The sequence below is a fragment of the Agrobacterium sp. SORGH_AS_0440 genome (assembly GCF_031453135.1).
In the GTDB taxonomy this organism is placed as follows: domain Bacteria; phylum Pseudomonadota; class Alphaproteobacteria; order Rhizobiales; family Rhizobiaceae; genus Agrobacterium; species Agrobacterium pusense.
On sequence record NZ_JAVIYR010000001.1, the window covers coordinates 674623 to 687664 of the forward strand.

Sequence of the window (13042 nt, forward strand, 5' to 3'; positions counted from 1 at the left end):
GCTCAGTGCATCTTGACCGGCGTGCTGAAGCGGCTCGATTCGATGGCGACCGCGCCCGGCTTGAAGCTTGCCGACGTCGCCGAAGCCGACATATCGTGGCTCAGCATGCGGTTGGCGACAACCCGCGGCGCCTTGACCGAACGCCCGGTCGTGCCCTTGTTCTGATTGAGCGCCCAATCCGAAATCAGGTCCTGTGTCAGACGCCCGCCGCCGACCATGGCCTGGTGGGAAACCGCAGCATCCTGCTTGCTCGGGCGTGCGCCCTTGGTCGGCAGGCCGGCAGTGAGACCACTATTGATGGCAGGTTTCAGATCGAAAGCGTCACCGAAGCCGGGCTGTGGTTCTGCCTTGGCCGTTTCAGCAGGTGCGACCGTGACCTTGTGATTGACGGCGGCCGGGAAAGGAGCGGCTGTCGGCGTGACGGCTGACTGAACCTGCGACCGGGCAGCCTGACCGCTCTGTTCCAGAGCTGCGACCACCGTTGGTGAAAGGGTGTCCTGCTGCGTCTCGGCGAGGTCGTCTTCACCCTCCGGATCGGCATTCGCGGCCGCCAGCAGGGCTTCCGCAACAGCCGGACGGTTGGCGGGGACCGGAACAGAGGCCAGTTCGCCCGTTGCTGCGGGCGTTGCGCCTTCAGCGGAAGCGGTAAGAACAGAACCCTCGGCATCCCCCTTCATGCCACGCGGCCCGAGAAGCGTCGGCACCGGAACTGAGACCTCGGCGAGATCGGCAAATTGCTGACGCTCGGCAGGCGCGGATGTGGGCGTCGGTGTGGTCGCTGCCTGCAGCGCATCCTGGGCTGCGTTACGCGCCGGCGAATAAAGCGCGGTCGCAAGGCCGGTATTGGCAGGCGGCTGGTTGCCGAATGCGGGACGGGCCGTGGGCAACGGGGCATCGGTCACACCCGGAAGTGCCTGGGCCGAAGCAACGGCGATTGTTGGTTCGGGCTCAGGAGCCGCCTGCTGCGGAGCTGCCGGGCGAGCAACCGCCGGACGTTCGGCGGGCTCGGGCGCTGCGATGCTATCGGGATCTTCATCCTCGTCACCGCCGCCAAACAGGGCCTGCAACAGTGTCTTGCGCTTGCCGCCGCCCGAAGAGGCCGGACCGGCACCGGCACTGGAAGCAACCTGAATGGAAGAGGAACTGACGCGCTTCTTGTAATCGGCAAGCGCCTGCTCATAACCGGGAAGCGGCTTACCATCGGAAGGAAGATGCAGCGTATTGCCATTCGGGAAGATGCGGACGAGTTCCTGGCGGCTCATGCGCGGCCAGGCACGAACGCCGCCGACATCCATATGCACGAAAGGAGATCCCGATGTCGGATAGAAACCGACGCCGCCGATCTGCATCTGCATGCCGATCTCGCGAAGACGGGAAAGTTTCACGCCTGGGATATAAAAGTCCATGGCCTTGCCCAGCATGTGCTGGCTCTTCTCTGCGACACCCTTGGTGCGCGTGCGCAGAAGACCATTGGTTTCAGGCGAGCGGAAAGCCGACACGACGTTGATATAATCGGTGGCGCCGCTGCGGCGATAGACTTCCCAGACGAGATCGAAAAGGCGCGGGTCCATGCGTGTCGGCTGGTTGCGACGCCAGTCGCGCAGGAATCGGTTCAGCTCCTGCAGACCCTTCTGGTCATATTTTCCATTGCGCTTGAAGGTGATGACCGCCTTTTCGCGTGTGTGGATATAATACAGCTTGAGACTGCGCGTTTCGGCGGCGGCTTCCGTCGCCGAAACACCAACGAAAGGCATTGCGGCGAGCATCAGGCAGGCAAAGGTGACAGCGCGTGCCGACAGCTTCGTGCATATATCCTTGATCAAGCCGCGCGCCATCTTGCCTGAAAGCGCGTTATTCCGATGCAGATATGGCAATTCGATCCCCGCCTGGAAGACAATTTCTGTCACATTGCCTCAAATGAACGTCAAATACGGTGACACGATGGCAAAATTGCCACACACATACAACCTTCCTCTATATAGTGAATCAGCCACTAACAAGAGGTTTATAGACGGTAAGCGGATATCCTTGCTCAGAAGTTAACGAATTTTGCGATCTGCCCTCGAATAAGTGCCTTGCGCGATCATGCGACGTCTCGAAGCGGATCATCGGGATCGATGCCGTAATCCTTCAGCTTGCGATAAAGTGTCGAGCGGCCGATGCCGAGCTTTCTGGCAACCTGGCTCATCTGCCCGCGATAGAAACGCAGGGCGAAACGAATAAGCTCCTCTTCGATCTCCGCCAGCTTTCGGATGTTGCCTGTCTCATCCGTGCTGGAGATCAGGCTTCCTCCCCTGTAGATGGTGGTGGAAACATCGGCCGGTTCATCCGTGACGACATGGTTTTCGACGGCTGGTGCCGGTGACGAATAGGCTGCGAGCTTCAGTGACGATCCGGATGGCGAGCGGATGACATCCTCTGCGTCATCGCCTGTCGAGAATTCCGGCAGTTGCAGCGCGATCTGCGGAAAATCGGCATCCGACAGTTCCCCGCCCTGCGACAGCACGACGGCGCGGAAGACGGCATTTTCAAGCTGGCGAATATTGCCGGGCCAGTCATAGGCGGTCAGCAGCGCCAGCGCGCTGGCATCCAGGCCGACGGGATTGGGCAGCTTCTGCTCCGCGGAAAAACGTTCGGCAAACACCCGTGCGAGGTGGGGGATATCTTCCTTCCGGCGACGCAAGGCGGGAATGGTAATCGGAAAGACGTTGAGGCGATAATAAAGATCCTCGCGGAAGCGGCCTTCCTTGACCTCCTCGATGAGATTCTTGTTGGTGGCCGAGATCAGCCGCACATTTACTTTCTGCACCCGAGCGGAACCGACGGTTTCTATTTCGCCTTGCTGGACGGCGCGCAGCAGCTTGACCTGCACGTCCAGCGGCAGATCGCCGATCTCGTCCAGGAACAGCGTGCCACCATCCGCTTCCATGAATTTGCCGACGTGCTTTTCCGTCGCGCCGGTGAAGGCGCCCTTCTCGTGACCGAAGAGAATGCTTTCCACGAGATTATGGGGAATAGCGCCGCAATTGACTGTAATAAAGGGCTTGTTCGCCCGGTCGCCGGCGGACTGGATGGCCCGGGCGACCATTTCCTTGCCCACGCCCGACTCACCCTCAAGCACCACGGGAATGCTGGACTGGGCGGCGCGCTGCGCCAGTTCGATCACCCTCAGCATTGCGGGGCTTGCGGAAACGATATCGGTAAAATTCACTGCATTGCTCCGTCCGCGCCTGCCCGTGCGGGCCTTTGCCTCTCTTCTGTCGAGCTTGAGCGCATTGGAGATGGCGGCGCCGATCCTTTCCGGTGAGACCGGCTTGACGACGAAATCGAAGGCGCCGGCGCGCATTGCCTGCACCACCGTGTCGATGCCGCCCTGCCCCGTCTGGACGATGACCGGAACGTCGACGCCCAGTTCACCAACGGCTTTCAGAAAACCGAGACCATCCATCTCCGGCATCATGAGATCGAGGACGACGACATTTATTTCACCGCTATATTGCTTGAGGAGCTCCAGGCCGGCCTTGCCGTTCTCGGCAAGCAGGGCCAGGTGCCCATAACGTTCCACCGCATTTTTGAGCAGGCGGCGCTGGACGGGATCGTCGTCTATCACAAGAACATGCGCGGTCATTTTTAGCTCCGGTTTCCGGTTTATGGACCTGCGTCATGCGGTCCCTTGTGCCGCACTCTGGCACGGGAGACTTGAACATCCAGTTTTGAGAATTGCTTGCATTTTATCCATTGCCGCGGGAAACAAAGGCCCCATATGCTGCGCAAAGCATAATCAGAAGGACATATCCGATGACCCTCAACCAACCCGTTCCGCAGCCTGTCTTCGCCCTCGCCGAAACAGCCGCCCCAGTGCTCGGCGACCTGCCCGGCTGGAAGCTTTCGGACCTTTATCCGTCGGGAGATTCGGCCGAATACAGGGGTGACCTGGAGAAAGCCGCGTCGATGGCGGCTGCTTTCGAGCAGAAATGGAAGGGCAAGCTTGAGGCCGCCGCAAACGCGACGGGCGAAAAGGGCATCGGCGCGGCGCTGAAGGAATATGAAGCGCTGGACGATCTTATCGGCCGCATCGGCTCTTTTGCCGGGCTCACCTATTTTTCCGACACATCCAATCCGGCAAACGGCAAACTCTACGGCGACGCCCAGGCGAAACTGACGGATATTTCCTCCCACCTCCTGTTCTTCACGCTCGAACTCAACCGCATCGACGACGCCACGATGGATGCCTGCATGGCGAATGATGCAGCTGCAGGGCATTACCGCCCCTGGCTCGTGGATTTGCGCAAGGACAAGCCGCACCAGCTCGATGATCAGCTCGAACAGCTTTTCCTTGAAAAATCGATGACCAGCGCGGCGGCGTTCAACCGCCTCTTCGACGAGACGATGGCAGATCTGCGTTTCGACATAGACGGCGCAAGCCTGCCGCTGGAAGTGACGCTCAACATGCTTCAGGAGCCGGAACCGGAAACCCGAAAGAAGGCGGCGGAAGCGCTGAGCGCCACCTTCAAGGCCAATCTGCGGGTCTTCACGCTCATCACCAACACGCTCGCCAAGGACAAGGATATTTCCGACCGCTGGCGCAAATTCGAGGATATTGCCGATAGCCGCCACCTGGCGAACCGCGTCGAGCGCGAGGTTGTCGATGCGCTGGCGGCGGCAGTCAAAAAAGCCTACCCGCGCCTTTCACATCGCTATTACGCCATGAAGGCGAAGTGGCTGGGCATGGAGCAGATGAATTATTGGGACCGCAACGCGCCCCTTCCCGATACGTCGAACACTATCATTTCGTGGGATGAGGCAAAGGATACCGTACTTTCCGCCTATGGCGACTTCGCGCCGGAAATGGCCGATATTGCCCGCCGCTTCTTCGATGAAGAATGGATCGACGCCCCTGCCCGCCCCGGCAAGGCGCCGGGTGCCTTTGCACATCCCACCGTGCCCTCGGCCCATCCCTATGTGCTGGTCAACTATCTCGGCAAACCACGCGACGTGATGACGCTTGCCCATGAGCTTGGCCACGGCGTGCATCAGGTTCTGGCCGGCGAACAGGGGGCCCTGATGTGCGCGACGCCTCTCACTCTGGCTGAAACGGCCTCGGTGTTCGGGGAAATGCTGACCTTCCGCAAACTGCTCGATGACACGAAGGATGTTCGGGAACGCAAGGCCATGCTCGCCCGCAAGGTCGAGGACATGATCAATACGGTCGTGCGCCAGATTGCTTTTTATGAATTCGAGCGCAAGCTTCACACTGCGCGCAAGCAGGGTGAACTGACCTCCGAGCAGATCGGCGACTTGTGGCTTTCCGTTCAGGCCGAGAGCCTGGGTCCGGCGATCCGGATTTCCGAAGGCTATGACACCTGGTGGACCTACATCCCCCATTTCATCCACTCGCCCTTCTATGTGTACGCCTATGCCTTTGGCGATTGCCTGGTAAACTCGCTTTATGCGGCTTACCAGAAGGCCGAGTCGGGCTTTCAGGAGAAGTATTTCGAGCTTCTGAGGGCGGGCGGCACCAAGCACCATTCGGAACTCCTGAAGCCCTTCGGCCTTGATGCGACCGATCCCTCCTTCTGGGACAAGGGGCTTTCGATGATCGAGGGGCTGATCGACGAGCTGGAAGCGCTGGATAACAGGCATGCTTAATCTCATCCACCGGCAGGGCTATCCTGTTCCGGATAAGCTTTGCCGGTTGATAGTGCCGGCACAGGATGCCGGTCATCAATTTCGGGCGACGAGCACAGGCCATGAAACGCAAACCCGCCGATCTGACCTTGAGGGAAACGCTGCGCTGGGAGCCACAGACCGGCTTTCAGCGCATTGACCAGCATATCCGCCGGCTGCTGCGCTCTGCCGACGCGCTCGGTTTCCGTGCCCCGGCCAATGCGGTTCAGGCGCTGGAAAAGGCGGTGGGCGGCGACAAGCCGCTCTGCGTCAGGCTGGTGATGAACTACAAGGGGGAACTGGACATCGAAACCACCGAGTTCGAGCCCCTGCGACAGGATACGGTTTGGCGGGTTCGTATCGCCCGGAACGTCACACTCGATTCCACTGATACCTTCTATCGCCATAAGTCCTCGCGCCGCGAACCCTATGACGCCGCCCGTGCTGAATTTTCAGCCGGAGAGGCCGACGAGGTGCTGCTGCTCAACGAACGCGGCGAATTGTGCGAGGGATCATCGACCAGCATTTTCGTGGAAATGCCAGATGGGCAATTGCTGACGCCGCCGCTCGACAGCGGCATTCTGCCGGGCGTGCTGCGCGCCGATCTGATCCGCGAACGCAAGGCGCGTGGCCAGGCGCTGAGGCCGGAGGACATTGCCGGCCGCAGGCTCTTCGTCGGCAATTCGCTGCATGGGCTGGTTGCGGCGGAACTCATCTAAACCGTTACCGCCAGAAGCCGGTCGCGGCCCTTCTCCTTGGCCGCATAAAGGGCCTGATCGGCACGCGTGAAAATATCGTCCGCGCTTTCCGCCGTCCGATAGGCCGTCATGCCGGCCGAGCAGCTGTAGGAAAAATCCGGAAAATCCGCGAGAGGTCGCGAAAGCCGAACTCGCTGCAGCAACCGCTCGACAATGTCCCGCCCCTCGGCAAGAGACGTTCTCGGCAGGACGAGCATGAACTCTTCACCACCGATCCTGCCGAAACAATCGACCCTGCGGATGACGGAATGGGCGACGCCGACAAAATCGCGCAGCACCGCGTCACCGCACTTATGACCGAAACGATCATTGATCTGCTTGAAAAAATCGATATCGAGCGTGCAAAGGCAAAAAGAGGCTTCCAGCCCCTTTGAGACCTGCTCGACCTGCAATGCCAGCTTGGCGAAGACGAAGCGGCGGTTCGCCGTTCCCGTGAGTTCGTCCGTCTGGGAGGCGCGTACGGCCAGATCCCTGTCCTGCCTCAGCGTTCTGTAACCCTGGCGCAATTCGGTGACATCGCTTGCAACGCACAGCATCCAGCCATCCTGCTGCACCGTTTCCGTCATCCAGAACCAGCGGCCGTCATACATGTCCATCTCGAAGGCGCGGTAAGGCAGCTTGCCGCGACGGGACTGCGCCGACAGCAGCCATCCCTCGAAATCATTGTTGCGAATGACGACACCGGTCCGCAGCCGGTGGTTCAGCCGCATGATATCCGCCCAGGTCGGAAAATCATCTTCGGCAAGCCTGAAGCTCTCCCGAAACGACGGATTGGCATGCCGCAACCGATCGTCGGAATCATAGAGGGCGATCAAAACGGGGGTGGCACTCTGAAGCGCTGTTACACGCGCGAAAAGATCACTCAACAGGCAACTCCTGTGATGGAGAAATCCCTCCTCCATCATCCCGTCAAGCCCTCCCCGAGCCTTGGTCAATGGCGAAAAAGAAGAGTTCAATTATAAACGCGCCCTCCAAAATGCGAAGAGGCAGAATGAAGGGAAGAGAAGCTGAACCGACCTTGCGGGCAGCACCGTCATATGTCCGTCATCTGCCTGCCCTTTATTGTGGCACGCTTTTGTGATCTAGCTTACTTATTGGCTGAAAAAGGAAAATTGACGAATGACGGACGCAAACCACCCGATTTATGGCGATATCGATGGCCCAATCATCATGATCGGCTTCGGCTCCATCGGGCGCGGCACTCTTCCGTTGATCGAACGTCATTTCAATTTCGACCGGACCCGCCTCGTCGTCATCGATCCGCGCGCAGACATCGCCCCATTTCTGGCCGAGAAGGGCATCCGTCATATCCAGACACACCTGACAAAGGAGAACTATAAGGAGGTCCTCAAGCCGCTTCTTAAAGGCGTGCGGGGTCAAGGTTTCTGCGTCAACCTTTCCGTGGATGCCGCATCCGTCGATCTCATGCGTATCTGCCGTAAACACGGCATGCTCTACATCGACACCGTCGTGGAGCCATGGCCCGGCTTTTATTTCGATGCCGATGCCGACAATGCCGCGAGAACGAATTATTCGCTGCGCGAGACCATGCTCAAGGAAAAGGCGCGCAGACCCGGCGGCACGACGGCCGTTTCGACCTGCGGCGCCAATCCGGGCATGGTCTCGTGGTTCGTGAAACAGGCACTCGTCAATCTCGCAAAGGATATCGGCGTCGACATCGAGGAGCCGCAGTCCCATGACCGGGAGGGCTGGGCGAAACTGATGGAGCGGCTTGGCGTCAAGGGTGTTCACGTGGCTGAACGCGACACCCAGCGGGCGAAAGAACCCAAGCCCTTCGGCGCTTTCTGGAACACGTGGTCCGTCGAAGGTTTTATCGCGGAAGGTTTTCAGCCGGCCGAGCTCGGCTGGGGAACGCATGAGAACTGGATGCCGAAAAACGCAAAAAAACAGAAGAAGGGCAGCAAGGCAGCGATCTATCTCGATCAGCCGGGCGCCAACACAAGAGTACGCACATGGTGCCCGGGCCTTGGGCCGCAATATGGATTTCTCGTCACGCACAATGAGGCGATTTCGATTTCGGATTATTTCACCGTCCGCAACGAAGGTGGCGACGTGACATACCGGCCCACCTGTCATTATGCCTACCATCCCTGCAACGACGCGATTCTCTCCCTGCATGAACTCTTCGGCAATGGCGGCATTCCCCAGCCGGTTCAGCATGTGCTGGGCGAAGACGAGCTTGTCGATGGCGCCGACGAGCTGGGCGTCCTGCTCTATGGTCACGAAAAAAACGCCTATTGGTATGGCTCCCGGCTCAGCCTGCAAGAGGCGCGGTCGCTTGCCCCGAACCAGAACGCGACCGGACTGCAGGTCAGTTCGGCGGTGCTGGCTGGCATGGTCTGGGCGCTCGAAAATCCTCAGGTCGGCATCGTCGAAGCCGACGAGATGGACTATCGCCGCTGCCTTGAAGTGCAGCGCCCCTATCTCGGCCCGGTCGAGGGTCATTATACCGACTGGACACCGCTTGATGGTCGTCCCGGCCTGTTCCCCGAAAATCTCGACAAGTCCGATCCCTGGCAGTTCCGCAACATCCTCGTGCGCTGATGGAAGAGTCTCATATTTGCCACGCCGGGACTTTCCTGAATGACCTCAGGAACCGGGGAGAGCGAACAACGTTGCCTTGAAATAAAGAACGCTTCACGGCATGGTCGAAGCAAGAAGCTTTTATCGAATCGCAGGAGAACAGGCTCATGAACTTCAAGACAAGCGCGGCTTTGCTTTCAGCCGCCATCGCGGTGTCTTCATGCGTCGCGCCGGGTCCATCGCAGCAAACCTCGATGGCGCCGTCCCTGTCCCGCGGGCCGGCTGTCGACGGCCGCTGGATCGACCGCAACGGCATCGTATCGACCTTCCAGAACGGCGCCTTCTCCACCCGGTCGACCGACACCAACACGCTGCTGGCCTCCGGCACCTATGTCACCATTTCGCCGACGCTTTACGAAATCAATATGACGTCGCTGGTGCGCAACACGCAGTCGCGCGTCAACTGCGCCCTCGTCTCCCCGTCACAATTGAACTGCACGACGGACACAAACAGCCAGTTCTCGCTCACGCGTCAGGGCTGATAATATTACCTATTCAATGAGATAAACCCCTCAGACGCACGCCTTTGGCGTGCGTTTTTCTTTATTGCCTACCTGTCATAATTTCGCTTGCGGCGACTGCCGCTAAATGGAAACATCCGGTTTTCGAAAGACTGACATGTTTTCGGACTAAAGAATGAGCGCGGTCGGAGAATGATCAACCGGCCAGGGCTTCCGCTTTGAACAGGAGAGAGGGACCATGAAGAAAATTTTGGGACTGGGCATGCTGAGCGTTTCGGCGATAACGCTTTCCGCCGGCGCGGCTCTGGCCGATTACGAGCTCAACATTCTTCACATCAACGATTTTCACTCCCGTATCGAATCGATCAACAAATTCGACTCGACCTGCTCTGCGGAAGAGGAAGGCAAGAATGAATGCTTCGGCGGTGCCGCGCGCCTGCTGACAGCGATCAACCAGACAAGGGATGCCCTGAAGGCCGGGGGAAAAAACGTCCTGCTGCTCAATGCCGGCGATAATTTCCAGGGCTCACTGTTCTACACCACCTACAAGGGCACGGTGGAAGCGGAAATGCTGAATGCCATGAAGTTCGACGCGATGACCGTCGGCAACCATGAATTCGACGATAGCGAGGACGGGCTCGCCGGCTTCCTCGACAAGGTTCAATTCCCCGTCGTAACCGCCAACGTGGTGGCCACCGCCGCCTCTAAAATCGGCGACCGGGTAAAGCCGTCCATCGTGCTCGAGGTCGGCGGACAGAAAATCGGTATCGTCGGCGCCGTTGCCAACGATACGGCCGAACTGGCAACACCTGGTCCCAACATCACCATTGCCGAAGATGTCGCGAAAATTAGCGAACAGGTACAGAAGCTGAAGCAGGACGGCGTCGATAAGATCATCGCGCTCACCCATGTCGGCTACCCGCGCGATCTGGAATTCATCGCCAAAATTCCCGATGTCGATGTTGTGGTTGGCGGCCATTCGCATACGCTGCTGTCGAACACCGACCAGAAAGCCGAAGGCCCTTATCCGACGCTCGTTGACAATCCCGGCGGCTACAAGGTTCCTGTCGTGCAGGCCGGCCAGTACAGCAAATATCTTGGCGACCTCAAAGTCGTCTTCGACGACAACGGCGTGGTGAAGGAAAGCAAGGGAGACCCGATCCTCGTCGATTCCTCCTTCAAGCCCGATGAAGCCACGCTGAAGCGTATCGATGAACTGAAGGCGCCGATCGAAGCCCTGAAAGCCAAGGTGGTCGGCACTTCTGAGGGCCCGATCGAGGGCGACCGCAAGATTTGCCGCGTGAAGGAATGCTCGATGGGCAATCTGGTGGCCGACGCAACGCTGGCCCGCGTCAAGGATCAGGGCGTCACCATCGCTTTTGCAAATAGCGGCGGCCTGCGTTCCTCCATCGATGGCGGCGATGTCTCCATGGGTGAAGTGCTGACGGTTCTGCCGTTCCAGAACACCGTCGCAACCTTCCAGCTCAAGGGCGAGGATATTCGTGCCGCCCTCGAAAACGGCGTCAGCCAGATTGATGACGGTGCGGGCCGCTTCATGCAGGTTTCCGGCATGAAATATTCCTTCGACCGCTCGAAGCCGGCCGGCAGCCGCGTCGTTTCCGTCGAAGTCAAGGAAGGCGATGCCTTCGTGCCTCTCGATCCCGCCAAGACCTATATCGTTGCGGCCAATAACTACGTGCGGACCGGGGGTGACGGCTTCAAGGTTTTTGCGACCAAAGCCATCAACGCTTATGATTTCGGCCCCAATCTCGAGGAGGCCGTCGCGGCCTATATTACCGCCAACAGCCCCTATAAGCCCTATACGGATGGCCGCATCGCCGAAGTGACGCCCGCAGGTTACGTCGCCCCGGCGAAGCCCGCAGCACCCGCGCCGGCAGCGACGACAGCCGCTCCGGCCGCCACACCGGCACCCGCGCCTGCAGCCCCTGCCACCCCCGCACCTCCCACAACGACGCCTGCTGCAGCTGCTGCAGCCGCCAGCAAATATGTGGTGGAAAAAGGCGATTCGCTCTGGAAAATTGCTGCGGAGAAATATGGCGACGGCGCGCTCTGGCAGAGAATTGCCAAGGCAAACACGCTGAAGCATCCGAACCACATCGAAATCGGCGAGGAGCTGGAACTGCCGGCTCAATAAGCGGGGCTACAGCAGACAGGGCAATATGCCGCAGACACGAAGCCGGCCCTCGAATTTCTGGGCCGGCTTCTTTTTTCTAATTAAAAACAGATACTTACGGTAATAATTTTGCCGCCTGAAGGCATGTGCCTGCCGGAATGGCGGAAATAGCCGGTGGCGGTGGTTTAATCCTGAAGAATTTCGTCTAGAACACGATGAACAAAGTAACGCCACGGGCGTATAGCTCGTGCACTTCCGGCCAAACTTCATTGCGGTTTGCGTTGGGGTCAATAAACAGACGATGGAGCGTTTCCAGCCTTTATCCGGGGCGGAGCGTCCCTCGCACAACCAGTTCGAGTTTCAGGGTATCATTCATGGTGACAGAATTATCCGCACTCCCCGCGAACCATCCCCGTGTCGCATTTGGCAAGGTGGGCGTGCTGCTCGTCAATCTCGGCACGCCCGATGGTACGGATTATTGGCCGATGCGCCGTTATCTGGCGGAGTTCCTGAGCGACAAGCGCGTTATCGAATGGTCGCGCCTCTACTGGTATCCGATCCTTTACGGCATCGTCCTCAACAAGCGCCCGCAGAAGGTTGGCAAGGCCTACGAGGAAATCTGGAACCACGAGCGCAACGAAAGCTACCTGCGCACATATACGCGCAGCCAGGGCGAGTTGATGGCGCAGGCATTGAAGGATTTGCCCAACGTGGTTGTTGACTGGGCAATGCGTTACGGGCAGCCTTCCATCGCCTCGAAGATCGACGCGCTTAAAGAACAGGGCTGCGAAAAAATCCTGCTTTTTCCGCTTTATCCGCAATATGCCGCGTCCACCACGGCGACCGTGAACGACAAGGCGTTTGAACATCTGATGAAACTGCGCTGGCAGCCGGCGATCCGCACCGTGCCGCCCTATCATGACGATCCCGCCTATATCGAGGCGCTCGCCGCCTCCGTCAAAAACCATCTGGCGACGCTGGACTGGGAGCCGGAGATGCTGATCACCTCCTTCCACGGCATTCCGCAATCCTATTTCAAAAAGGGCGACCCCTATTATTGCCATTGCCAGAAAACCGCCCGTCTGCTGCGGGAGGCTCTGGGCTTGACCGAAAAGAACTTCATGATCACGTTCCAGTCCCGTTTCGGACCGGAAGAGTGGCTCCAGCCCTATACCGACAAGACGGTGGAAAAACTCGCCTCGGAAGGCATCAAACGTATAGCCGTGATGAATCCCGGCTTCGTATCGGATTGTCTTGAGACCCTGGAGGAAATTGCCGGTGAAGCCGGAGAAATCTTCCTGCATAATGGCGGCGAGAAATTCGCCCACATCCCATGCCTGAATGACAGTGCCGAGGGCATGACCGTTCTCGAAAAGGTTGTGCGGCGGGAGTTGCAAGGCTGGGTGTAATCTTGCCAT

9 protein-coding genes are annotated in these 13042 nt (G+C 58.9%); 6 read left to right on the top strand and 3 right to left on the bottom strand.

Features of this window, described 5'->3' with window-relative positions; all coding sequences use genetic code 11:
* Positions 1-2: 2 nt before the first annotated feature.
* Both QE453_RS03200 and QE453_RS03205 read right to left on the bottom strand, forming a co-directional pair.
* Complete coding sequence (locus QE453_RS03200) at positions 3-1907, bottom strand: DUF882 domain-containing protein (protein ID WP_072493307.1); 1905 nt, start codon at positions 1905-1907, stop codon at positions 3-5.
* 176 nt (positions 1908-2083) lie between these two features.
* Positions 2084-3628, bottom strand: coding sequence for a sigma-54 dependent transcriptional regulator (locus tag QE453_RS03205; RefSeq protein WP_309776359.1), 1545 nt, complete (start codon positions 3626-3628; stop codon positions 2084-2086).
* Between the two features lie 170 nt (positions 3629-3798).
* Between QE453_RS03205 and QE453_RS03210 the strand changes: the two genes are divergently transcribed.
* Together QE453_RS03210 and QE453_RS03215 are read left to right on the top strand one after the other, a co-directional pair.
* On the top strand, positions 3799-5649 hold the full coding sequence (locus tag QE453_RS03210) for a M3 family oligoendopeptidase (protein ID WP_309776360.1): 1851 nt from the start codon (positions 3799-3801) through the stop codon (positions 5647-5649).
* 101 nt (positions 5650-5750) lie between these two features.
* Positions 5751-6386, top strand: a complete 636-nt coding sequence (locus QE453_RS03215) for an aminotransferase class IV family protein (protein WP_006697186.1) — start codon at positions 5751-5753, stop codon at positions 6384-6386.
* Here QE453_RS03215 and QE453_RS03220 read toward each other — a convergent pair.
* Positions 6383-7291 (bottom strand): GGDEF domain-containing protein, encoded by a 909-nt coding sequence (locus QE453_RS03220; RefSeq protein WP_006697187.1) that lies wholly within the window; start codon positions 7289-7291, stop codon positions 6383-6385. The two genes, QE453_RS03215 and QE453_RS03220, sit on opposite strands and share 4 nt — an antisense overlap.
* Before the next feature lie 253 nt (positions 7292-7544).
* On the opposite strand from QE453_RS03220, the gene QE453_RS03225 reads away from it, so the two are divergent.
* The 4 genes from QE453_RS03225 to hemH all read left to right on the top strand — a co-directional run bounded on the left by QE453_RS03225 (position 7545) and on the right by hemH (position 13033).
* Positions 7545-8990 carry a homospermidine synthase gene (locus QE453_RS03225; protein WP_072493310.1) on the top strand — a complete coding sequence of 482 codons (1446 nt, stop codon included), beginning with the start codon at positions 7545-7547 and terminating at the stop codon, positions 8988-8990.
* Positions 8991-9136: 146 nt separating this feature from the next.
* The gene (gene omp10, locus QE453_RS03230) at positions 9137-9511 is read left to right on the top strand and encodes an outer membrane lipoprotein Omp10 (RefSeq protein ID WP_003506132.1); all 375 of its coding nucleotides are present in this window, start codon (positions 9137-9139) and stop codon (positions 9509-9511) included.
* Between the two features lie 217 nt (positions 9512-9728).
* Positions 9729-11645 (top strand): 5'-nucleotidase C-terminal domain-containing protein, encoded by a 1917-nt coding sequence (locus QE453_RS03235; RefSeq protein ID WP_006697189.1) that lies wholly within the window; start codon positions 9729-9731, stop codon positions 11643-11645.
* A gap of 353 nt (positions 11646-11998) precedes the next feature.
* Complete coding sequence (gene hemH / locus QE453_RS03240) at positions 11999-13033, top strand: ferrochelatase (RefSeq protein ID WP_035208588.1); 1035 nt, start codon at positions 11999-12001, stop codon at positions 13031-13033.
* Positions 13034-13042 lie beyond the last annotated feature (9 nt).